The sequence below is a fragment of the Paenibacillus sp. FSL M7-1455 genome (genome assembly GCF_038004655.1).
In the GTDB taxonomy this organism is placed as follows: Bacteria; Bacillota; Bacilli; order Paenibacillales; family Paenibacillaceae; genus Paenibacillus_AQ; species Paenibacillus_AQ cookii.
In genome coordinates this window covers 1,832,516-1,854,633 of record NZ_JBBORO010000001.1, presented here as the reverse complement: position 1 = coordinate 1,854,633, position 22,118 = coordinate 1,832,516, and the positions used below count along the sequence as shown (strand labels likewise).

21 protein-coding genes are annotated in these 22,118 nt (G+C 54.4%); 6 read left to right on the top strand and 15 right to left on the bottom strand.

All coding sequences use genetic code 11. From position 1 onward, the window contains the following. The first annotated feature begins 122 nt into the window (after positions 1-122). The 6 genes from kduI (at position 123) to NYE48_RS08570 (ending at position 4,869) form a co-directional block, all read left to right on the top strand. Positions 123-956 carry a 5-dehydro-4-deoxy-D-glucuronate isomerase gene (kduI, locus tag NYE48_RS08595; protein WP_340998053.1) on the top strand — a complete coding sequence of 278 codons (834 nt, stop codon included), beginning with the start codon at positions 123-125 and terminating at the stop codon, positions 954-956. A 48-nt stretch (positions 957-1,004) separates the two neighbouring features. After that, entirely contained in the window at positions 1,005-1,769 is a 765-nt protein-coding gene (locus NYE48_RS08590) for a DeoR/GlpR family DNA-binding transcription regulator (protein ID WP_036706788.1), read from the top strand. 34 nt (positions 1,770-1,803) lie between these two features. Continuing rightward, a complete protein-coding gene (kduD, locus tag NYE48_RS08585) occupies positions 1,804-2,556 on the top strand; it encodes a 2-dehydro-3-deoxy-D-gluconate 5-dehydrogenase KduD (RefSeq protein ID WP_212950803.1) in 753 nt (250 codons plus the stop codon). Positions 2,557-2,676: 120 nt separating this feature from the next. Then, positions 2,677-3,096, top strand: coding sequence for an NUDIX hydrolase (locus NYE48_RS08580; protein ID WP_036706782.1), 420 nt, complete (start codon positions 2,677-2,679; stop codon positions 3,094-3,096). 128 nt (positions 3,097-3,224) lie between these two features. Continuing rightward, positions 3,225-4,151, top strand: coding sequence for a DUF2268 domain-containing protein (locus tag NYE48_RS08575; protein ID WP_340998050.1), 927 nt, complete (start codon positions 3,225-3,227; stop codon positions 4,149-4,151). Beyond that, on the top strand, positions 4,126-4,869 hold the full coding sequence (locus NYE48_RS08570; protein WP_036706776.1) for a MerR family transcriptional regulator: 744 nt from the start codon (positions 4,126-4,128) through the stop codon (positions 4,867-4,869). Before NYE48_RS08575 ends, NYE48_RS08570 begins: the two co-directional genes overlap by 26 nt. 196 nt (positions 4,870-5,065) lie before the next feature. Here the strand turns inward: NYE48_RS08570 and NYE48_RS08565 are convergent, their stop codons facing one another. From NYE48_RS08565 to NYE48_RS08495, 15 genes are all read right to left on the bottom strand, one after another. Beyond that, positions 5,066-5,590 (bottom strand): hypothetical protein, encoded by a 525-nt coding sequence (locus NYE48_RS08565; protein ID WP_212950801.1) that lies wholly within the window; start codon positions 5,588-5,590, stop codon positions 5,066-5,068. Positions 5,591-5,642: 52 nt separating this feature from the next. Continuing rightward, positions 5,643-6,830, bottom strand: coding sequence for an MFS transporter (locus tag NYE48_RS08560; protein ID WP_212950800.1), 1,188 nt, complete (start codon positions 6,828-6,830; stop codon positions 5,643-5,645). 237 nt (positions 6,831-7,067) lie between these two features. Beyond that, positions 7,068-7,826: a TrmB family transcriptional regulator gene (locus NYE48_RS08555; protein ID WP_340998044.1), complete on the bottom strand. Its 759-nt coding sequence runs from the start codon at positions 7,824-7,826 to the stop codon at positions 7,068-7,070. A gap of 313 nt (positions 7,827-8,139) precedes the next feature. After that, on the bottom strand, positions 8,140-9,069 hold the full coding sequence (gene rarD / locus NYE48_RS08550) for an EamA family transporter RarD (protein WP_212950798.1): 930 nt from the start codon (positions 9,067-9,069) through the stop codon (positions 8,140-8,142). 115 nt (positions 9,070-9,184) lie between these two features. After that, positions 9,185-10,396: an ABC transporter permease gene (locus NYE48_RS08545; protein WP_340998043.1), complete on the bottom strand. Its 1,212-nt coding sequence runs from the start codon at positions 10,394-10,396 to the stop codon at positions 9,185-9,187. Further along, the gene (locus NYE48_RS08540; RefSeq protein WP_212951731.1) at positions 10,393-11,112 is read right to left on the bottom strand and encodes an ABC transporter ATP-binding protein; all 720 of its coding nucleotides are present in this window, start codon (positions 11,110-11,112) and stop codon (positions 10,393-10,395) included. The genes NYE48_RS08545 and NYE48_RS08540 overlap by 4 nt, the downstream gene beginning before the upstream one ends. Before the next feature lie 43 nt (positions 11,113-11,155). Next, complete coding sequence (locus NYE48_RS08535) at positions 11,156-12,793, bottom strand: efflux RND transporter periplasmic adaptor subunit (RefSeq protein WP_340998041.1); 1,638 nt, start codon at positions 12,791-12,793, stop codon at positions 11,156-11,158. Positions 12,794-12,814: 21 nt separating this feature from the next. Then, positions 12,815-13,963, bottom strand: a complete 1,149-nt coding sequence (locus NYE48_RS08530; RefSeq protein ID WP_036706765.1) for a TolC family protein — start codon at positions 13,961-13,963, stop codon at positions 12,815-12,817. 315 nt (positions 13,964-14,278) lie between these two features. Beyond that, complete coding sequence (locus tag NYE48_RS08525) at positions 14,279-15,109, bottom strand: energy-coupling factor transporter transmembrane component T family protein (RefSeq protein ID WP_036706764.1); 831 nt, start codon at positions 15,107-15,109, stop codon at positions 14,279-14,281. Further along, positions 15,102-16,808, bottom strand: coding sequence for an ABC transporter ATP-binding protein (locus NYE48_RS08520; protein ID WP_340998037.1), 1,707 nt, complete (start codon positions 16,806-16,808; stop codon positions 15,102-15,104). The genes NYE48_RS08525 and NYE48_RS08520 overlap by 8 nt, the downstream gene beginning before the upstream one ends. 42 nt (positions 16,809-16,850) lie before the next feature. Further along, positions 16,851-17,411, bottom strand: coding sequence for an ECF-type riboflavin transporter substrate-binding protein (locus NYE48_RS08515; RefSeq protein ID WP_445164696.1), 561 nt, complete (start codon positions 17,409-17,411; stop codon positions 16,851-16,853). Positions 17,412-17,693: 282 nt separating this feature from the next. Next, complete coding sequence (locus tag NYE48_RS08510) at positions 17,694-18,746, bottom strand: hypothetical protein (protein ID WP_340998036.1); 1,053 nt, start codon at positions 18,744-18,746, stop codon at positions 17,694-17,696. A gap of 218 nt (positions 18,747-18,964) precedes the next feature. Next, positions 18,965-19,444 (bottom strand): EVE domain-containing protein, encoded by a 480-nt coding sequence (locus NYE48_RS08505; protein ID WP_340998034.1) that lies wholly within the window; start codon positions 19,442-19,444, stop codon positions 18,965-18,967. A gap of 135 nt (positions 19,445-19,579) precedes the next feature. Continuing rightward, a complete protein-coding gene (locus tag NYE48_RS08500) occupies positions 19,580-20,656 on the bottom strand; it encodes a GerAB/ArcD/ProY family transporter (RefSeq protein WP_340998032.1) in 1,077 nt (358 codons plus the stop codon). Continuing rightward, positions 20,599-22,095 carry a spore germination protein gene (locus NYE48_RS08495; protein ID WP_212951722.1) on the bottom strand — a complete coding sequence of 499 codons (1,497 nt, stop codon included), beginning with the start codon at positions 22,093-22,095 and terminating at the stop codon, positions 20,599-20,601. The genes NYE48_RS08500 and NYE48_RS08495 overlap by 58 nt, the downstream gene beginning before the upstream one ends. Between the last annotated feature and the right edge of the window lie 23 nt (positions 22,096-22,118).

Here is a 22,118-nt window from a genome sequence, read left to right as displayed (position 1 = left end):
TTGCCTTCGAAAGTTCCTGCCTGGTCCGGCGGCAAAAAGTGGTTGCCAAGAACGGCAAAAAGAGCTAAAGTGAACGTATGTGAACGATATGAACATAAATGAACGAAAAGGGAGTGTTTCTTTTGGAAAGAAGATATGCATCGCATCCGCGGGAAGTAAAACAGTTCGATACGGCGCGTTTGCGCGAAGAATTCCACATTCCGGTGCTGTTCACCCCGGACCGTCTGGAGCTTGTCCTCACGCATGAAGACCGCATGATCATCGGCGGCGCGTTTCCGGTGAACGAATCGGTGCGTCTGGACGTGGATTTGAAAGAGCTCGGCGTAGGTTACTTCCTGGAGCGCCGCGAAATCGGCATCATCAACGTCGGCGGCAAAGGCACGGTCTTCGTCGAAGGCGAGTCTTACGAGCTGGACCACAAGGAATGCCTGTTCGTCGGCATGGGCAACAAGGAAGTCGTTTTCAAAAGCGAAAGCGCTGCCGCTCCGGCCAAGTTTTACCTGAATTCGGCGCCTGCCCATCAAGCGTACCCGACCCAAAAGGCAACGCTCGCCGATGCCGAATCGGCCGATCTCGGCTCGATCGAAAATTCCAACGAACGCACCATCTACCGCTTTATCCATCAGAACGGCATCCAAAGCTCGCAGCTCGTCATGGGCATGACGCTGCTCAAAACGGGCAACATGTGGAATACGATGCCTGCGCACGTGCATCCGCGCCGGATGGAAGCATACATGTATTTCGACCTGCCGGACGATGCCGTCGTGTTCCATTTGATGGGCGAGCCGAGCGAAACGCGCCACATCGTCATGCGGAACGAGCAAGCCGTCATTTCTCCGAGCTGGTCGATCCACAGCGGCGTGGGCACAAGCAATTATACGTTTATTTGGGGCATGGCCGGCGACAACAAAATTTATTCCGATATGGACCCGGTGGACATGAAGGAATTACAATAGAACGTAAATGCATTCAAGTTTAACCCTGATTCGAAATGAGGCTTGTACATGAACCCGATCCTGCGGCACGAGAAGATTATGGAAGCGCTGCTGACAAATCAAGAAGTTACGGTGGCGGAGCTTAGCGACATATTGAAAGTCACGGGCAAAACCATCCGCGAGGACCTGACCAAGCTGGAGGAGCAGGGGCTCATCCGCCGCGTTCACGGCGGCGCCGTTTTGGCCCAGGCGGACCAATTCGGCATATTGCCCTCCAAAGAGCCGATTTCCAAAAACCTGGAGATGAAAAAAAACATCGCCCAAGCGGCGCTGAACCGCATCGTGCCCGGCGACATCGTCGCCCTCGACGGCGGCAGCACCACGCTGGAAATCGCGCGCCTGCTGCCCAACCAGCCGTATACGGTCATTACGAACGACGTCTATATCATCAGCGAGCTTTCCAAAAAAGACAAAATCAATCTCGTGGTTCCGGGCGGTTACCGGGTGCGCAACATCTTGACCGGCCCCGAAGCCGTGGCGTACGTCAAAGAGCTTAACATCCAAAAAGCGTTTATTTCGGCGACCGGCATCCATCTGGAGCACGGGCTGTCGGTCTATACCGGAGAACTGCTCGCATTCAAACGGGCGCTCATCGACACCGCCCGCGAAAGGATCGCGGTGGCGGATCATCATAAATTCGGGCAGACGGCGCTCCGGACCTTTGCCCGGCTTGAGGAACTCCACGGTCTCATCACGGACGACGGTTTGCCGGAAGCGGTGCTTGCGGAGTACCGCAAAGCCGGCCTTCCGATCGAACTTGCGGGAGACCGGTGAAGGATAAAGTCACAGTCAAGGAGCGGATGAAAGCATGAATCTGTTTAGTTTGGAAGGCAAAACGGCGCTGGTCACCGGCACCTCCGGCGGCCTGGGTCAGGGCATCGCCATCGGGCTCGCCGAAGCCGGCGCGAACGTCGTGTGCGTGGCCCGCGGTTCATCCGAAGCGGCCGTCGAAAAGGCCGCGGCTTTGGGACGCAAAGCTTCTGCCGTCAAGGCCGACCTGAGCGATGCCTCGGGGCTGCAGGCCGTGTTCGACGAAGCTTTGCAGCTGACGGGCAGCATCGACATACTCGTCAACAACGCGGGGACCATCCGCCGGACCCCTGCCAAAGACCACAGCGAAAAAGACTGGTTCGACGTCATCGACCTGAACCTGAACTCCGTGTTCCTGCTGTCGCAAATAGCCGGCAGGCATATGATCGAACGCGGCAGCGGCAAAATCATCAACATTTGCTCGATGCTCTCCTATCAAGGCGGCATCAACGTGCCGGGATATACGGCAAGCAAACACGGCGTCGCAGGTTTGACCAAAGCGCTTGCCAACGAATGGGCCGCCAGCGGCGTACAGGTCAACGGCATCGCGCCGGGATACATGATCACGGATAATACGGCGCAAATTTTGGCCGACGAACAACGCAAAAAATCCATCACCGAACGGATCCCCGCCGGACGTTGGGGAACGCCGGAGGACATCCAGGGCGCGGCGATTTTCCTCGCCTCCTCCGCATCCGATTACGTCAACGGCCATGTCCTCTGCGTGGACGGCGGCTGGATGGCAAGATAAAACGAAGCAAGGCGTGCTGCCCGGGTTTTCCCGACAGGCACGCCTTTTGCATTGTCCGCCCCCCCTCTTTTATGCTATCGTCATGATCAAATATGCAGTTCTGTATAAGGAGAATCGAACATGCAAGGATACAATGTCGTCATGATCTACAGCAAAGACATGGACCGGCTGCTGATGTGCAAACGCCTGAAAGATCCGTACAAAGGCTTAAGCAATCTGGTGGGCGGGAAAATCGAACCCGGCGAGCGCGGCATGGATGCCGCTTACCGGGAGCTTATGGAGGAAACCGGGATCTCCCCGGAAGACGTGACGCTTCATCACGTCATGGATTTTACGTATTATTTGCAGCACTGTTACGTCGAGGTGTATGCCGGCAGGCTGAAACGCGACGTCGATGCCGTGGGCGACGAAAACGAGCTGTATTGGAGCGATCTTGGCCAAAACTTTTTCGACATGACCTTGTACGCAGGCGAAGGCAACATCGGGCATATGATCGAGCAGGTCAACATGAGCGGCATTTTGCAGCAGTCAAAGGAATAAGCCGGCTGCAAAAAGCTTGACCTTAACTGTAAAAAACAAATCCGTTCAGAATTTGATCCAAGGTACTTGACTATGACGTTAGGTCATAGCGCATAATTCTCACTATAAAACGACTTGGAGTGAGAGTTATGAATATAAAAACACTGCGTTCAGATCGGATTTACCAAAAAGTTGCCCAAGCTTCGCCCGAAGAAAAACTTGAATTGTTCCGAAACGAAATGATGGCCCCCTTTATGAAGCAATGGCAAATTCAACAGATTCCTTTTAAAGCTGAAGAGCCTCATGGGTTTGATGTTATCGCGTTTAATAGCATGATGCATCGGTCCCCTGATCAGATTACCCCTCAGCTTTCGGAAGAGATCGGGCTGATTTCGTCCGAATCCTTTTGGCAAGAGTGTGAGGAGGCTGTGAAGAAAAGCTTGTCTCTATTTGTAGAGCATGGAATAAACCTCCCCGTAACCGATTATCTGTTTACCGTTCAACTCGGGAATCCTGAAAACCGTTCCTTAACTATAAACGAAGGATACAGCGGCTTCGGGGGCATTCCCGGGTTTATCTGGGGCACGCTCTTGCCGAATGGGTACACGATTCCCCGGATGAAGGTTGCGCTGGCGCATGAATGCAACCATAACGTGCGTTATCAATTTATTCGGTGGGATCATACCGTTCATTTGGGCGAACTCATTGTCAGCGAAGGATTGGCTGAAAACTATGCCACGCTCATGTTTGGCGAAGAATGGCTCGGCCCTTGGGTAACGAAAACAAACGCAGACACGCTGAACAGGCACATCAAGCCTGTGATTAGAGAGAAATTGAACGTAACCGGGTTTGATCAAATCGCTCCGTATCTTTACGGCGACGAGATCGCGAAACTTCAAAACTTTACACCGGTCCATATGCCTTATAGCGCCGGTTACGCTTGCGGATATTATTTGATCCAATATTATTTAAGAAAAACAGGAAAAACGATCTTTGAGGCCACCCTAACGCCTGCTGATCAAATACTTGACGAAGCAAAAGGATTTTGGGATGAAGAAACCATTATTAACGGTTAATGATATTGTCCAGATTACGGGCATTACCAGCCGGACCCTGCATTATTACGATAGAATTGATTTATTCAAACCGACGCATCTGACGGAAAAAGGGTATCGCCTATACGACCGAAGCAGTTTGGAAAAACTTCAAACCATTTTGTTTTTAAAGGAATTGGATTTTTCCCTGAAAGACATTGCGGACTTTTTAAAGTTGCCCAAGCAGGAACAGCAACAAACATTGAAAAAACAAAGACAAACCTTATTATCGAAAAAACAAAGACTGGAAACCATCATGGCAGCTCTCGAAGAATATGTATCGGGTAATGATATTAGTCATTTGCAGATCTTCAACACGACCTCCGCTTTGCCCTTGAAAGAACAATACGCGAATGAGGCAAGATGGGTTTACGGCGAAACCGAGGCGTACAAATCGTATAATGCAACGTTGGAACAAATATGTCCAGATGAAAGAGAAAAGCTTTTTTCCTCCATGGAGGAAATTTTCAGGCAAATTGCGTCTTGCATCCATCAGGATCCTTCCTCCGATGAAGTGCAGCGATGGATCGGGGAGTGGAAAAACATGTTAATGCAATTCATGCCGTGCGATGCAGAGTTGCTGGCTTGCATTGCCCATACCTACAAATTCGATGCCCGGTTCAAAAATTACTTTCATCAATACAGCAATGAGGATTTGGCAGATTTTCTTTACCGTGGAATTATGCATAATATCAAATAACCGCCCATCAAAACGACGAAAGCGGCGATGGACGTCAACGATCGCAAAAAGAAACCCTGTTCCTCCGTAAGAAGGACAGGGTTTCTCTGATAGGTTGGCGGATAAGCCAAGCCTTTTCTTAGAGCAGCGATCGAAAGAACGCCCGTAACCGGAATCGTTCGCCTCGCATCATTTATAACCTTGCATGAATATCGGGCTATACCAGCACCGCAAACGCCTCGTATGGCCGCAGCCTCATCTTTTCCGTCAAAACGATTTCCGGATAAACGGTCACCCGCACTTTGCCCTCGACGAAATCGCGGCCGAGCGCAAAATCAAGCGGCTCCTTGCTCCAGTTCGATACGATCAGAAAACGCCTGCCCGAAAGGCTGCGCTCATAGGCGAACACATGGGCATCTTCCGGAGCGGCCAGCTTAAATTCCCCGTTGACCAAAAGTCCGTTGATCAGCGGATCGCTCCGCAGCAAGGCCAATTGATCGTAAAAATCCAGCAGCGATTGCCGGCTGATCTCCCCCCGGGCTTGATCCGCAGGCCAAACCGGAGTTTGGGCGCCCTTTTCTGCCGATGCCCCGGCGGCGGCCGTTTCGGCGCGCTGCTCGCACACCGCTGCCGGGCGATCCTGGCCCATGGCCGCACCGCCATCCATCCCGGGAGTTCCCTGCATCAGCTGCAGCGTCAAAGCCATGGATTTGGCCGATTCCAAAAGATAGGATCCGCTCATCATTCCGCCGCCCCGCCGAACTGCCGGGAACGGCATTCCCTCCCATCCATGGTTAGTGCAGCGTCCGTGCCGTCGCCGCCGCATCGGCGGCTGCCGTCCGGGCGGACTTCCACTTGATCGACGCCACGGCGCTTGCAAGCGCCAGGATGACGAAAATCACCCCGACCCAAGCATTGTAATAGACCGAGGAGCTTTCGATCACGATCCCGCCGACCGCGGAACCGACGGCGATCCCGACATGCGTCGCCGAGCTGTTCAAGCTTTGCTGAATGTTGGACGATTCCGGCGCCGACTTGATCAGGTAGCTTTGCATCGACGGAGAGATCGACCAGCTGAGCGCGCTCCACACCAGCATGACGATCAGGCATACATACATCGAAACGGTCGAAAGCGGCATCAGGAACATAATGACCGCAAATACGCTTACGATCGCCAAAATGCTTTTTTCCGCCCCGAACTTATCCGTCACCCAGCCTCCGAATCCGCCGCCGAGCACGGCCGCAATGCCGAACAGGAGATAAAACAAGCTGAGCACCGACGGGCTCAAATGCAGCGTCTCCTGCAAAAACGGCGTCAAATACGCGTAAAGCGTCAAATGTCCGGTCAGCATCAAGACCGAGATCAGCTGCCCGAAAATGATTTTTCCGTTCTTCAGGGAAGCCAGCTGACGGCGCAGCGGAATGGCCGGCTCCGGCTCCGTTTTCGGGATCAAAAGCTGAATCGCGACAAGCGAAACGACGGACAACACCGTGATCATCACGAAAGGCGCGCGCCAGCCGAACGCGTTTCCAAGCATCATGCCCAGCGGCACCCCCAGCACCAGCGAACCGCTCACGCCCATAAAAATGACGCCGATGGCTCTGGCCTTAAATTCCTCGCTGGCCATTCTTGAAGCCATCGTGATCGACAATACGGTAATCAGCGCGCTGCTGGCCGCCGACAAAATCCGCGCGACGACCATCGTCGCAAAATTAGGGCTGACCATCGACAGGACGTTCCCGGCAATAAAGACGAGGAGCGCGCATTGGTACAACCGCTTCCGCTCCATGCGTGCCGTTGCCGTCAGCAGCAGCGGGCCGGAAATCGCAAACACGATCGAATACAGCGTAATGAGCTGCCCGGCGGCGCTTAGGGAAATGTGAAGATCCCTAGAGATCAAATCCAAAATGCCGCCGACGATCAGCTCGACCATGCCGGTCACGAAACAGGCTATCGCCAAAATGTAAATTTTAAAATTCATATGCCGGTGTTGCTCCCTTCTCTCTGGTTGTCGCTCTTTGGTTACTACCGTAATAGTAACTTATATCAAATTCGTGAGCAAGCACATTTTTTTCCTTCCAGGCTCAGCTGCCCAAGAAGTCGCATCCGGCGATTCATGAGCCGTTTTTGACTCGTCTTCCGGCGGATCGCATAAAAAAGCGGGCAGAGCATAAGCTCCGCCCGCTTGAGGGGATCGTCTGTCAGCGTCCGACGCGGATCAGTACCGCAGCTGCAGGAGCTGGGCCATGATTTCCTTGTCGTTCATCAAAACATCATGATATTTGGTCGTAATTTGGGTCAGCAGCACGTCATGGTGGAAATAATCCGTAAAGACGCGCACAAACGGCTGCGATCTTGTTTTGATCGCCTGCCAGGAGCCGTCTTCCATGCCCGCAAAAATCGCTTCCGCGTCGTCCACGATCAGCAGCCTGAATCGTTCCAGCGTCACATGCTGCTCGTTCGGCTCCATCACGGCCAGTTTTTTCAGCCCGCTTGGGACTTCCCCGACCGATAGCGCCTCGACGGCAACGCCTTCGCGCTCTTTTTCCTCGAGGATCGGCAAAACCGTTTGGAAATCGTCCTTCCACGACGAATAGCGGATCGAACTTTTCGCTTCCAGCAGCATTTGCTTGATCTGGGCGTGGATCGAGGCGTCGGCCTTCAAACTCCAGACGCGGTCGTCCACGATCTCTTTTTTCGGCTTTTGCCGCTCAAGCTCCTGGATATCCGCCTGAAACTCGGCCGTCAGTTTTTCGACGACAAGCGGAATCGGCAGCGCCGTATACAGCTTTTTCTTTTCGGAAATCGACTCGAGCACCATCCCCTTCTCTACCATCCGGGAAATGACCTCGTAGATTTTTGCCTTGGGCACGCCCGAATATTTGACGATCATCGTCGCGTCCATCGGCTGCACCGACTGCGCCAACGTTTCATAAACTTTGCTTTCATACTGGGAAAAACCGAATTTATAGAGCAACTTGTCCAACTCCCGATCTTTCGAACTTGGTATTAATGTACCATAATTCAGGCATCCAATGTCAATTTTCATCATGCTGTGCCAATTGCTGTTTGAAACAAGCTGCGCAGCATCCATCCCCCGGTATTGAACTACATCTCGATGCTTTTACGAGAGAACTATCCGTTAGTCATTGGGCTGGGGACCGTCGGATTCCGTTCAGCTAACCTTTCTGATCTTTAGCCATCCGGACGAACCATATGAAAGCCAGCTGCCCAACAGGGCAACTGGCTTCTCACGGGAAAGTTACTCTCCGAACAATTCCGTCATTTCATTAACGGCTTGATCGCATATTGCGGTTTGACGGAACCGGGACGCCTTTGCCGTCAGCCGCCTTTGCGATTTTCGTGCCGCGAACCGATGCCGCACCATATACAACGAGCGCCGTCCAGATGAGCGCGAAGCCGATGAGCAGAACCGGCGAAACCGATTCCTTGAACACGAATACGCTCAGCAGCAACATGATCGTCGGCCCGATGTATTGTACGAAGCCGAGCGCGGACAGCGTCATCCGGGCGGCCGCCCGCGCAAAAAAGAGCAGCGGCAGCGCCGTTACCACGCCGGAAAGAAGCAGTTCGACGAACATGGACGCAGGCAGCGTCCATGCCGTCGCCTTTCCCGCGGCGGCCAAATAGATCCAGTAGCCGAGCGCGACGGGCAAAACGACAGCCGTCTCCGACAACAAGCCTACGGAAGCGTCTTGCACGATCTTTTTCTTCGCGAGGCCGTACAAGCCAAACGACGCGGCCAGCGAGATCGCGACCCACGGGAACCGCCCGTAGTCGATGGCGATGATGAGCACCGCGGCGCCTGCGATGGCAATCGCGAGCCATTGGCCGCGGTTTGGCTTCTCGCGAAGGAAGAAGACCGCTAGCAGGACGTTCAGCAGCGGGTTCAAATAATAGCCGAGACTAGTCTCGACGACATGGCCGTTGTTGACTGCCCAGATGAAGATGAGCCAATTAGCGGCGATCAACAGCCCGCTGGCGGTGAGCGCTAGCAGGAGCGAGCGGCTAGCCGCAATCCGCTTCATGTCGCCCCAGCGGCGCTGGACGGCGACGAGAATACCCATGAAGACGAACGACCAGACAACCCGGTGTGACAGAATTTCGCCTGCCGGCACATGGTCAAACAATTTCCAATAAAGAGGGAGAACCCCCCACATGATATACGCGATGATCGCGTTGATCAATCCGTTGTTCATCATTCATTCCCCCTGCTCTCTCTGATGTCTGAACGGATTATACGCCTCGATCGTCGCTTAAGTAAAGTAAATTATTGGTTGGCAGTCGACGCACTTAACTTAATAGATGCGCAATTTATTCGTAACTTAACGCATCGATCGGTTTCAAACGCGAAGCCTTGTAGGCCGGATAAACGCCGAACAGAATGCCGATCCCTACCGCGCTAAGGAAGGACAGCAGGATGGGCGGAAGCGAAATGACGATCGGCAAGGAGGCGAATTTTTCGAGCAGGACCGCCGCTCCGATGCCAAACAAAATCCCGGTTGCTCCACCCAGCATGCTGAGGATCACCGCTTCGGCCAGAAACTGCGTCATAATATGTCCGCGTCCGGCCCCAATCGCCTTGCGTATCCCGATTTCGCGCGTTCTTTCCGTCACGGATACGATCATGATGTTCATAATGCCGACGCCCCCGATGAACAGCGATATCGCGGCAACCCCCTGAAGCAGGTTGGTCATGATCCGGTTGACGCCCTGCGCCGACTCCAAATATTCCTTCTGGGTTTCGATCCTGAAATTTCGGGCGTCGCTTGGCTTCAAATTATGCTGAATCCGGAGCGACTCTCCGATATCCGCGCTCGCTTTGTCGATCAGTTCCGGGGTTGTCGCCGAGATGAACATCGAGTCGATCCTTTTTGCGCCGAAACGGTTTTTCATCGTGGTAATCGGAATGTATAATTGATCGTTTTGCGTAGTGAAACCTTCCATTTTTTCAAGCACGCCGATGACCGTATATGGAATCCGGTTGATCTGGATCGTCTGCCCGACGATATTCCCCTGATCCCCGGAAAACAGGCGATTCGCGGCTTCGCTTTCCAGAATGACCACATTCATGCCGTGCTCCATCTCATGTTGGGTAAAACTTCTGCCTTGCGCGAATTTAAATCTGAATACCTTGTCAAACCGGTTGAGGGTCCCCTCCACTTGAATATCGAAATTCCGGTGCCCCCTTGCCGCCTTTGCGCTGGCGGAGGCGCCTTTGGGGGCGACGCCGGCAACGGTACGCAGCTTTTCGATCCGTTGAACGTCCTCCAGCGTCATTGGGTTGGCTTCATACGAATTTGTTCCGTTTTCGCCAACGTCCGGAACATAAGAATAAACAATGATGAGATTGCTGCCCATGCTGTTGATTTCCTTTTCAACGCTGGCCGCCGAACCTTTGCCGATCGCTACGATCGCGATGACCGCCCCCACCCCGATGATGATCCCCAGCATGGTCAGCAGGGAACGAAGCTTATTGGCCGTCAGGCTCGCAATCGATACGCGTACGATTTCCGTTACATTCATCCGCCCGATTCCTCCGCCGCCAGTCTGCGGTTCATGATGTCCCTCGACCCGACGATCGCGCCGCCGCGGAAATCGACCAGCCGTTTGGCGTATTCGGCCGTTTCCATTTCATGCGTGACAAGCAATATGGTCGCTCCCCGGTCATTCAGCCTTTGGAAGATTCCCATAATCTCCGTGCTTGTCCGGCTGTCCAGGGCGCCCGTAGGCTCATCGGCCAGCAAAACGACCGGATGGTTCACGAGCGCCCGCGCGATGGACACCCGCTGCTGCTGTCCCCCCGACAGCTCGCTCGGCTTGTTTAGAAGCCGGTCCCCCAGCCCTACCTGAACCAAAGCTTCAATCGCTCTTTTACGCCGCTCCTTGGCGGGCACTCCCGCGTACATCATCGGCAGTTCCACGTTGGCGAGCGCCGTCGCCCGCGGAAGAAGATGAAACTTTTGAAATACGAACCCGATTTTTCGGTTTCGAATGATCGCCAGCTCATGTTCCTTCGCTTCCAGAATCGAATAGCCGTCGAGGTCGTATTTTCCGGAAGTGGGCCGGTCCAGGCATCCGATCATGTTCATCATCGTCGATTTTCCCGATCCGGAGGGACCCATGATCGCTACGAACTCCCCTTCGCCAATGGTCAGGTTTACGCCGCGGAGGGCTTCTATCTTCTGATCTCCCACATGATATACCTTTTTCATGTCTTCGATTTGGATTACCGTTTTCATATGTTCATGCTCCCCCTTATGCGTGTGTGACGCGTACGGCTGTTTAACCGCTCCAAGCGGCGTTCTCGGGGCTGTTGTCCGCCGGAGGTTCGGCCGGTATGACGACGATGGCTCCTTTGTTCACGCCTGATATGATTTCTACCCGGTCGGGTGCGTAAATGCCGATTTCAACGGGCTGGAACACGTACGTTTCAGGGTGCGCCGGGTCGGGCGCCAAATACACGCCGTCTTGCCCGCCTTCCGACTGCAGCGCAGCCAAAGGGATATACAAAACGTTGTTATGAGTAGCCAAATGGATCGATATTTGCATATTCATCCCCGTCTTCAGCGTCCCTTCCGGATCCTGGATCGAAAGCTCCACGGTATACGTCGTTATTCCGGCATCGGTCACGGCTTGCGGCGAAACGAAGCTGATTTTGCCTTCGTATTGCTTATCAGGGTACGAATCCGTCCGCATGGTCGCTTCAAGCCCCGTTTTCATTTTCGCAATGTCGGTTTCGTCCACTTTGGCCTGCACCTTCAGCTGATTGGAGTTCGCATTGTTCATGACGATAAAAGGAGCGGTCGGGGTTGTTCCGACATCCCCGTTCACCTTCAAAACCAATCCGTCCCACGGAGCGGTGATCTGCAGTTTGGACAGCTCGCTTTCTTTTTGTTTCAAATCCGCTTCGGCCTGCAATACGGCAGCTTCGGCCGACAACACCGCGGAAGGCTCCGGCGGCGCTTCGGCGGCTTTTAAGCCCGCCAAAGCGGATTGGTAGGAAAGTTTGGCCTCCTCCCCCGCCTGCTTGCCTTTGATCACCGTTTTTTCATATTGCAGCTCTGCGTTCTCATATTCTTTTTGCGCTTTATCTAACGCATCCTGCAAAGCCGTCTGCGCTTTGGCATATTGAAGTTTGGCGTTCTCATATTCGATGTTGGCTTTTTCCAGGTTTCTCTCGGCCTCCGTCGCTTCATTCAAGGAAACGGCGCCAAGGCCGAACAAATAGGACTGGTCGTCATACTCTTTTTGGCTTTTATCCAAATTGGCTTTTGCCGCCGCAACTTGCTGCTCCGCTTCCCTTAATGCAGCGTTTTCCCCCGGCTCAAGGACGGCCTGTTTTGCTTTTTCCAGATTTGCTTCGGCCGCCGCTTTCTGGTTTTCGGCTTCCTTTAAGGCAAATGGATCATTCGCCGAATCGAGTGCCATTTTCGCTTTTGCGACATTCTCTTTTTGCGCTTCGATTTCGTTCGGCTTGGCGCCTTTTTGCACCTCGGCCAACTTTGCTTTGACAATCGCCAAATTGGACTCGGCGCTTTTGATCTGCATTTTCGCTTCCGAATCGTCAAGCTGCGCCAGGACCTGTCCGGCTTTCACGCTGTCGCCGGGTTTGACGTTCACCTTGACCAGCTTGCTTGTCCCTGCGCTGGTAAAGTTCAGGTTCGCTTCTTTGGTCGCCTGAACGATCCCAGCCAGGCTAAGCGTATCCGTCACGTCTCCCTGCTCGACCTTCACGGTTTCATTCGGGAGCGCCGCGGCAGGTTTCGGGGTGGTTTCGAAATAGATCAAAATGCCGGCGCCGCATAATAAAACGACCGCGAACGCCATCCAAATCCAACGTTTTCTGCGCTTCCGCCTCAGAGAGGTTAATGTCTGATGATTTTCGATTTCAAGCACGCCGTTTTCCTCCACATTCATCATTTCGCATCCGCTTGGCCTTCTTTATAAAAGCCATGGTTTGTACAGCGCAAATTCCGCTTCCTTCTGCTGGATCGCAAGCTCCGTCGCCTTTCTTTCCCATTGCTTTACCTTGGTCTCGATCGTTTTGATTTCAATGCCGGGCACGAGCCCTCTTTTCCATTTATTTTCGGCCAGCGCCAGCTCGTTCCGGGCATTCTGAAGATTGCGCAGCAGTTCTTCGTATTGCGATTGGTACTGCTGAATGCTTAAATAAGCGTTTTTTAGCGTATCCGCCAATTGCTCCTTGGCTTGGGAAAGCTCCATCTTGGCCGTTTCGACGTCCAGCGTCTTCAGCCGATATTCGCTCACTGACGTCCCGTTGTAAAAAGACGCTTCCGCCATCGCTTGCTTCACCGCATTTTCCTGCTTGTACAACGCCGGGCTGCCGGAAGATGTCATGTCCTGAATATGTAACCCGATGTCAATCGCTTTGGGCTTGCTGTATATCGGTATGTCCACCAGTTCGTATGCCGTCCCCTGCTTTTTCCCCAACAGTTTGCTTAGGGCATCCTCGGCTTTTTGCGAAGCGGCTTTGCTTTCCGCGAGTTTTTTCTCGGCTTCCATTCTCGCCTGAACCGCCTTCGCTTTGTCGTTCTCCGATATTTTGCCGCGGGCCGCCTTGGCGAGCGCAATGTTCTCCTCCTGAAGCGCAACGTCCAACGCTTCTTTGTCCGTTGCCTCATGATCGGCAGCCATGATCGCCTCATGGTATGCTTTCATCGTTTGAAATTCCAGCTGATCCATGGCAAGGGGAACTTGCTTCTGTGCATCTTCGTACATGCTTGCGGCGGCCTCGTATCGTTTGTACGCCGCGCGCAGCGCATCCGCGTCACTTGGCCCGTTGTCATCTTCTCCGTCATGGTTGTCCCGCCTGGTCACCTGCTTCAGCTCGTCCGCCGCGCTTTGGAGCATGATCGCGTTCCGTTCCACGTTTTGATTGGCCGCCTTGAGCAAATGGCTGCTTTCTCTCGCCCATTTAATGGCCTGCTCCAACGTCAGCTTGACTTGGTCGGCGCTTGATTCCACGATATAACCTTTGACCACCGTTTCCGCCCGGGCAGGCTGCAGCATCGCCAATGCAACGAAAGCCGCCGCGGCAGCGGCCAAAGCCAAACGTCCAGTCCCTTTCATCGTCGCCCTCCCGATCCTGATCTTTTTTATGCCGGCTTATGCCGAAACTTCCGGAACCCTTTTACATGGGACATATTCCCATAACACTGTACCATTGCGCATTTTTTCATTCCATCGTTCTCCCTTACATTCGCCTTACATTTTTGTCATCTACATCGAATGAACGAAAGAAAGTCCTGTCTTTCACGCGGAATTCCCCCGTAGATCAAGGAGCGGCAAGTAAAACTTTTTTGTCAAAACGCAAAAAAAGAACCCGGAGAGGATGACGATCTTCTCCGGGTTCCCTTCATGTTGTAGCCAAAGAGGGATGGGATGTTATGAAAAAGGATACCAAAATCCGCGCAGCACCTGAACTTTCAGCCAGATTCCGGCTGCGAGCAGCACGACCGCAAGCACGGCCATCGTCCAATCGAGCGGCTCCATGTCTTTGCCGCTGTACCAGGTACGGCGTTTTTGCGTCCCGAAACCGCGCAGTTCCATCGCGTTCGTGACGGAATCGATCCGGTGCAGCGCCGATTGAAGGACCGGCACGACGACCGCAGCCAAGTTGCGGATCCGCTGGGCGATGCTGCCGTCCTCTTTGGAGATGCCCATGCCGCGCGCCTGCATCGAATTCAGCGTGCTGCGGAATTCCTCCGTCAGATCCGGGATATACCGGAGGGCGATGCTGACCGCGTAGGCGATTTTGTACGGGACGCCGATCCGGTTCAGGCTTGCGGCAAACGCGCTCGGCTGCGTGGTGAAGATGCACAGGATCGTGATCGGCAGCAGCGTCAAATATTTGGCCGACAGCGTCAGCACGTAAAAAAGCGTTTCGCTGTTGATCGTGTTGTACCCGAGCGGAATGACCGGCGTATCTGTACCGGTAAGCCGCGTCGCGAACGTGGGCGTGATCAGCACGATAAAAATGCTGTTCAGCACGGTAAAAATGATCATCAGCCAAAACAAAAACGCCATCCGCCTAAACGGAATGCCCGCGGTGACAAGCAGGGCGATCCCGACGACCAGCATCGGCACGAAGACGCGCAAATCCAGAAACATGTAGGTCATGACCGTCCAGGCCATAAAAAGCACCAGCTTGACCGCGCCGTCCAGCCGGTGAAACAGCGAGTTCCCAGGGGCGTAGAGGCTTCCCGTTCTATTCATGGCCTTTCCCCTTTTTCTCTGCGTTAATGAACGCCTGCACGAAACGCTCAGGCGATGCCAGCCCGTTGGCTTTCGCAAACAGCGACAGCGACGTTTCCTTCAAATGGGCGGCCTCCGTCACCGCCGGATCGCTCAGCACCTGCGCCACCGCATCTTCGGCGATGACCCGCCCCCCGCTCAGCACGACTGCGCGCACGGCATATTCGAGCGCCAAATACATGTCGTGGGTGATCAGCAAAAAGCCGATGCCTTGTCCGGCCAACGAAGCGATAAAATCCATAAACTCTTTATAATGGCGGTAATCCTGTCCGGCCGTCGGCTCGTCCAAAAGGATCAGCTTCGGTTCGAGCACCAAAATGGACGCGATGCTCAGCCGCTTTTTCTGCCCGTAGCTGAGCGCGGAGACCGGCCAATTGCGGAACGGGAACAGCCCGCACACCTTCAGCGCGTCCTCCACCCTGCGCTTGATCTCGGCCGCCGGCACGCCTCTCGCCTTGAGCCCAAGGCCCACCTCGTCGGCGATCATATGCTGCGTGATCATCCGGTTCGGATTCTGCATCACGTACCCGATCGCTTCGCCGCGGCGGCGGATCGACCAGGAGCCGATATCCTGCCCGTCATAACGCAGCTCGCCCGATTGCGGCTTCAAAATGCCGGTAATCAGCTGGGACAACGTCGACTTGCCTGCGCCGTTGTTGCCGAGCAGCGCCACGATTTCTCCGGCGCCGATCCGCAGGGACACGTCCTTGATGACCGGATGCTCCGCCTCGTAGCCGAAGTTCAGCCCTTTGACCTCCAGCAGCGGCGCGGCAGGCTGCAGGTCCGAAACGTCCCCGCAGGTTTCGCACCAATGGTCGAGTTTCTCCTTCAGGTCCGGGATGTCGAGCCGCTGCGGCAGCCGCAAGCCGCTCACGCCTTCCAGCGGTACGCCCGCATACTGAAGCGCGTCGACGTACAGCGGCGGCCGCAAGCCGAATCCGTGGAGCGCGCCCGAAGACAAAATTTCGTCCGGGGTTCCTATGGCCGCGATTCTCCCTTCATTCATAAGCACGATCCGGTCCACCGGCTGCTGCAGCACGTCTTCGACGCGATGCTCGATGATGATGACCGTCTTTTTGCTTTGGCGATGGATGTCGTCGATCAGCTGCATCGCCTTCCGTCCGCTAGCCGGGTCCAAATTCGCCAGGGGCTCGTCGAACAGCAGCACCTCGGCGTCGGTGGACAACACCCCGGCCAAAGATACGCTCTGCTTTTGGCCGCCCGACAGCTCGTACGGGCTGTGCTCGGCATATTCCAGCATGTCGACCCTATTTAAAGATGCCGCCACTTCCCGCTTCATTTGCGGGCGCGGCATCGCTTTATTTTCCATGACGAAGGCGGTATCTTCGGCAACCGTCAGCCCGACGAACTGGGAATCCTGATCCTGCAGGATCGTTCCGACGGTGCGGCTGAGCTTAAATATGCTCGATTCCGACGGGTTTTGGCCGGCAATTTTCAGGCTGCCGCTGGTCTCCCCTCCGTACGTAAAAGGAATAAGCCCATTGATGCAATGGGCCAACGTCGATTTGCCGGAGCCGCTGGGACCCGCGATCCAGATTTTCTCGCCGTGATAAATATCCAGCGTAATCTCTTTCAGCGTAGGCTCCGACTGGTTTTTATACTTGAATCCGTATTGTTGAAACGAGATGATTGGCTGCATAACCTTCAAAAACTCCTATTCCTTCGGGCGCTTCCCGCGCGCCTACTCGTTCACGCTCAAGTGGCTCGTTTTGGCGTTTCTTTTCGCAAAGCCGATGACGGCCGGAACGCCAAGCACCAAAAAGACGACGATGTTCGAAATCGAGGCCGCGGCCACCTGCACGACCAGCTTGTCGGAAGGTTCGCCCATAAACGCGATGTCGAACCAGCCGGAGAAAAGCAGCGACAAGACGATGCCGACGATGCCGTACACGATAAACAGTCCGATATGCTTTCCTTTAAAACTTCCGTTTTGCGGATCGAATCCTTTGGACAAATAGATGAGTCCCATAAACGCGGCCGTAATGCCCGAACCAAGCGCCCAGCCCCACCATACCGTACCGCTGGTCAGCAGGTCGTTCAGCACGTGGCCGATCAGCCCTGCGACAAATCCGACGACGGGCCCGAACAACGCGCCGAAAATCGCCAGCAGCGCGATGGCCGGACGCAGCGACGTATCGGGACCAACGGGAATGCCGATGAAGCTGGTGGCTCCGTACAGGGCGGCGCCGATGCCGATGGTCACCACGGTTCTTGTGCTGAATTGAAAAATGGATTTCTTCAAAGCAATATCACCTTTCCGAAAGCGAGATATTCCAACATCTTTCACGTCCAAATACGAACATTAATCGATGATTGTACTCTTAATATAAGGGCACATGGGCGGGAAGGCAAAACTTTTTTTGTAAAAAGACATATAGATTTTTTTGCAGCTAAACGCGGAGTGACGCAAAATGGCGCATAGAAACAAAAAAAGACCCATTTCTTTGATCGGAAATAAGGTCTTTTGAACATATTGTTTGCTTTTCGGGGAACGGCTCCGGGCAGCCGTTCGGCTTCTACGGCGTTAGTATAACATGTACCGCCCAGCCGTCAGATTCAAGTCCGCCAGCTCATTTCCCTTCTGTTTGAAAATATAGTCGTTTTCGCCTTCCGCTCCGGCCCAGGCTACGCACAATACGACCCCTCCTTCGCCGGATGCGGCGAACAGGACCGAGAACATTCCGGGTACCATCTCCCCGCCGTCGTCCACGCGCCAGGTCGAAACCGGATCGTAGTCGGCCGTGAAATCCTTTGCCGCGATCCGCTCCCCCTCCCGCAGCACGAGAGACGCCGTGATCTTTTTTCCCTGCTTTCGGAATTGGACCACGTACAGCTCTTTGTCCGGCGCAATGTCGGCTATTTTCCAAATCTTATCGATCTTTTGGGATTTGGCAGCCTCGATGTTCCGCTTTACTTCGTCACTTGCCCCGACCCTTGTTTCAGGCTTCACCTGCAGCAGGGAGGCGACGTTAAACCTGCCGCTGTTGGCCAAATAATAGGTTTCGTTCGGCTCGGCATTCCCGTCCACGACTTCGTACAGCAGTCCTTGGACGTTGCTGAAGTTGTTCGCGGACCGGGTTCCGTTATCCTGAGAGCCTTGGGGCTGTTTTTTGACGAATCGGATGTTGAGCGGCCGACCGTCTTTTCCAATGGCTGTATCGAGATCGTCTGCCTCCATGTTTTCGAACGAAAGGATGTACTTTCCGGTGTTGTCCGCAAAACCGTAGGTGTTTGCAAGCCGGGCCGCATCCAACCGCGGCGGGCTGCCGGCCCGGGCTCCGGCTTGCTGCTGCGAAGCAGTTGTTTTCGTTCCTTCCGTGCCTGCCCCACGGGTTGGGTCGGGCTCGGAGCCCGCAGCCTCGGAAGTCCCGTCTTTCGGTCCCGATGCTTGCTTCGCCGGTTCGTCTGCACCCTTACGATCCGTTCCGCTGCCGCCGGGATCCGCCGTTTCGCTACCCTCTTGCATGACCGTTCCGGACGGCACCGGGGCGGCATGACGCTCCGTCTTGCCCGCCTCCGTATTGGAACATCCTCCGATCACCAATGCGGCCAATAGAATAAAAAGCGGTCTTTTCATCTCCTTGCTCCCTTTTTATGGATTTATGATCTAAACGCAGCGGCGCTGAAAAAGTTTCAGCTCCATATCGCCCTTTTCGGGCCGGGTGAACATGCCATTCCCGACAAACAGCGTACCTAGACCAGCCTTGTGCAGAACACGGGTGACACCGATCTCCATCAGGCCAAACGAAAAGGGGCCTTATTTCCTGGGGAATAAGGCCCTTTCCACCCGCATTTTCATTCGGCGCGGCCGATCGCGCCGCAACCATGGTCGGCTTCGCGCAGCATCGCGTCGGCAATCGTCATAAAATCGTCCCGCCGGATCTCAAGATGGCCATAACGGAACGAATAACCCCAATGCGCATTTCCGCGCGCAAAGCTAAGCCGGTCGAGCAGGCCGGCGATCTTCACTTCACGGCAAGGGGAATACCGGATATTTCTTCGGAAGGGTACAAACGATTCCGACATCGGGAATGCGTACACTTCGTCGTCGGCAACCTCCCCTATGGCGGTAAACGCCTGCAGCGGACGACCTGTACCCATTTCCGTTCGCGGCGAGTAGTAGATCAGCCAATCGCCCCGACGCATCTTTCGCAGCGGCGCCGACTTGCCGTGGCAGAGCTGGGCGAATCCTCCCAATACCCCTCGTTTGACATGAGACGCCGATACCACGCCGATCCAGAAGCGGCTCTGTTCGTTGATTTGTTCGAGTTGCATATCCGTTTTCCCTCCCTATGGATGAAGAAGGCTTGTTTTCCTGTGAAGCAGCCTTCCTAGTCTTCCTTTTCAATATACAAAAACGCTCCTGACACCCTTATGTCAGTAGCGTTCGGAAGTTTTTTCGACTTAGGCTTACATGTTTTTTCCGCGGGTTTTCCGCCGGCCGAACAAGGAGCGGATCCCGTCGGCGGCCAAATAAAGCAGAGGAATCAGCTCGGCGACGATCAGGAACGGGACAAAGCCGTGATCGATCAAATAATCCAGCTCCGGCACCGTCCGCACCATAACCAGGGAAAGACCCACCATCGCGACGGTCATCGAAAGCGAAAACGGCTTATGGTCCTTCAGCCCGAAGGCATGCGTCAAGCCGATCACGGATATGAACAGCAGCAAGCTGATCTTGATGAATAAGCTGGAGAGCCAAATCGCGATAATGAGCGGGTCCAAGTTTTCAAAAAAACCTCCCGGAGGAATGTACCGGATCAGCTCCAGCTCCGGATAAGTCAAGTTTCCGACCAGGGACGGCCCAAACAGCAAAATCGATGATATCAGGCCGACCAGAACGATGACGATCGAGGTGACGGTCGCCCAACAAAGGGACTTCATCGTTTTTGCGTGTTTTGCGAAAAAAGGAAACAGGAACACGATAAACGCCATTTCCCCGTACTGTGCCGCCATCGAATAGCTCCCGTTCCAAATTCCCGCCAAATTGAAATGGTTCACAAGGGCGATGGCCATGTTGAAATTAAGCTCTTTGTAAACAAACGGCGGAACCATAAAAATCCAAACGGCGCTGATGAAGAAAAAACCTTGCGCGGCCCGGAAAATGGTTCCGACTCCCGAACGGACGACATAAACGAAGGTGCACCCGAACAGCATCGCAATCGCCCAATCCGGCGTATCCTGCAAATAAATTTGTAAAATCAGATCCAATAGCTCCCGCAAAATAAGCGCAGCGACGAACAAGGCCGTAAACAGCATCACGAAGGTCAACGGATAATGCAGCCATTTGCCGACCAGTTCCCCGCCGTAGCTTGCAAAAGTCCGATCCGGCCGCTTCAATGCCAAACGGTAGGCGCCATAGGTCATTACCAACCCCATGCCGGCGCCCACAAGCAGGGAAACCCAGGCCATGTATTGGGCGCTTTTGATCAGCAGGGGGATGATAAACCCCAGCGTCGTCGTATACAGGTATTGCGAATACAGCATTTAGATCTGGGATTGCGAGATAAATACGGCGTCCCGAACGAACGCAGATTGATCAGATGGATATAAATTAAGATCAAGCCGCAAGCCAGTCCGAACAGGCCGAACACCCCCGATAAAATCATGATGGGAAACCGGAGCAGCCGAAACGCCAATCCCAAATCGAAGTGGGGGCTAATAAAAGAGGCGATGCCGGTGAGAGAAACGATAATGACCATAAAGGCCGAGACGATTCCCGCCTGCACCGCGGCCGTCCCGATAATCAGCGCACCGATGATGGAAACCGATTGGCCGATCGCTTTCGGGATGCGGACGGTGGCTTCCCGCAGCGCCTCGAAGGCGATCTCCATGATAAAAGCTTCGACAAGCGCCGGAAAGGGAACGATCTCCCTGGAGGCCGCGATCGATATTAGCAGACTCGAAGGGATGATCTCCGGGTGAAACGACGTGACGGCGATATAGGTGGAAGGCAGCGTCAAGGAAGCAATCAGAAAGACGTACCGGATCCACCGGATCCATGTCGCGGCCACGTAATGCTGGAAATAATCCTCGGCCGCCTGCATCAGCATGAACAGGGTCACCGGCGCCATCAATACGATCGGCGTTCCGTCCACGAGAATGGCCACCCTTCCTTCGAGCAGGGAAGCCGTGGCCACATCGGGCCGTTCGGTGTATTGCATTTGGGGAAACGGAGAAAAAGGGCTGTCTTTGATGAACTCCTCCAAATAGCTGCTTCCGATGACGCCGTCGATCTCGATTCCCGACAATCGTTTTTTTACTTCTTCCAGCAGTTCCGGCTTGCAAATCCCCTGCATGTAAGCAATGACCACTTTGGTTTTGGTATGCGTGCCGATGTCCATCGACTCCAGTTTAAAGGACGGGGTTTTTAGCCGTTTCCGGAGCAGCCTGATATTGACGTCCAGGTCTTCGATAAAGGATTCGCGCGGCCCCCGGATGACGGATTCGTTCGGCGCTTCCTCGATCGCCCTTTTTTCGATCGAACTGCATGGTATATCAAGCATTCGCGGATCTCCGTCGACTATCAGCAGCGCGTGCCCGTCCAAAACGGCGGCAAGTCCCTGATCCATGTCGGTGACGACGCTCAGGCCCGTGACGGACAAACGCTTTTGCTCGAACAGCTGCTCGTTGAACCTCTGTGCGTCTTCGGCCTCCAGCGAAAGCAAATCCCGCAACAATTCGTCCTGGACCGTGTTTTTGGCGATCATGCCCCGGAAAAATACCAGGGCGCATCTCCGGTCCTTGCCCGTATGAAACGTGTGGATGATCAAGTCGGAGCAGTGGACCAGTTCGTGCCGCACCCACTCCAGCCGTTCATCGAAGGTTTCCGGACGTTTGCCGCTCCGGTCCGCGGGCGGCGTCTCCGGGGACTTTGGCGGCTTTTCTGCGTGTCTTCTTTTTTGCGACCAAAAACGTATCGACATAGCTGCTCCCGTCCTTGATGTAA

What these genes read in the sequence shown, in the direction of transcription:
- NYE48_RS08590 (WP_036706788.1), top strand. Translation starts at nt 1,005, where the DNA reads ATGAACCCGATCCTGCGGCACGAGAAGATTATGGAAGCGCTGCTGACA.
- kduD (WP_212950803.1), top strand. Translation starts at nt 1,804, where the DNA reads ATGAATCTGTTTAGTTTGGAAGGCAAAACGGCGCTGGTCACCGGCACC.
- NYE48_RS08580 (WP_036706782.1), top strand. Translation starts at nt 2,677, where the DNA reads ATGCAAGGATACAATGTCGTCATGATCTACAGCAAAGACATGGACCGG.
- NYE48_RS08575 (WP_340998050.1), top strand. Translation starts at nt 3,225, where the DNA reads ATGAATATAAAAACACTGCGTTCAGATCGGATTTACCAAAAAGTTGCC.
- NYE48_RS08570 (WP_036706776.1), top strand. Translation starts at nt 4,126, where the DNA reads ATGAAGAAACCATTATTAACGGTTAATGATATTGTCCAGATTACGGGC.
- NYE48_RS08565 (WP_212950801.1), bottom strand. Translation starts at nt 5,590, where the DNA reads ATGAGCGGATCCTATCTTTTGGAATCGGCCAAATCCATGGCTTTGACG.
- NYE48_RS08560 (WP_212950800.1), bottom strand. Translation starts at nt 6,830, where the DNA reads ATGAATTTTAAAATTTACATTTTGGCGATAGCCTGTTTCGTGACCGGC.
- rarD (WP_212950798.1), bottom strand. Translation starts at nt 9,069, where the DNA reads ATGAACAACGGATTGATCAACGCGATCATCGCGTATATCATGTGGGGG.
- NYE48_RS08545 (WP_340998043.1), bottom strand. Translation starts at nt 10,396, where the DNA reads ATGAATGTAACGGAAATCGTACGCGTATCGATTGCGAGCCTGACGGCC.
- NYE48_RS08540 (WP_212951731.1), bottom strand. Translation starts at nt 11,112, where the DNA reads ATGAAAACGGTAATCCAAATCGAAGACATGAAAAAGGTATATCATGTG.
- NYE48_RS08535 (WP_340998041.1), bottom strand. Translation starts at nt 12,793, where the DNA reads ATGATGAATGTGGAGGAAAACGGCGTGCTTGAAATCGAAAATCATCAG.
- NYE48_RS08530 (WP_036706765.1), bottom strand. Translation starts at nt 13,963, where the DNA reads ATGAAAGGGACTGGACGTTTGGCTTTGGCCGCTGCCGCGGCGGCTTTC.
- NYE48_RS08525 (WP_036706764.1), bottom strand. Translation starts at nt 15,109, where the DNA reads ATGAATAGAACGGGAAGCCTCTACGCCCCTGGGAACTCGCTGTTTCAC.
- NYE48_RS08520 (WP_340998037.1), bottom strand. Translation starts at nt 16,808, where the DNA reads ATGCAGCCAATCATCTCGTTTCAACAATACGGATTCAAGTATAAAAAC.
- NYE48_RS08510 (WP_340998036.1), bottom strand. Translation starts at nt 18,746, where the DNA reads ATGAAAAGACCGCTTTTTATTCTATTGGCCGCATTGGTGATCGGAGGA.
- NYE48_RS08505 (WP_340998034.1), bottom strand. Translation starts at nt 19,444, where the DNA reads ATGCAACTCGAACAAATCAACGAACAGAGCCGCTTCTGGATCGGCGTG.
- NYE48_RS08500 (WP_340998032.1), bottom strand. Translation starts at nt 20,656, where the DNA reads ATGCTGTATTCGCAATACCTGTATACGACGACGCTGGGGTTTATCATC.
- NYE48_RS08495 (WP_212951722.1), bottom strand. Translation starts at nt 22,095, where the DNA reads ATGTCGATACGTTTTTGGTCGCAAAAAAGAAGACACGCAGAAAAGCCG.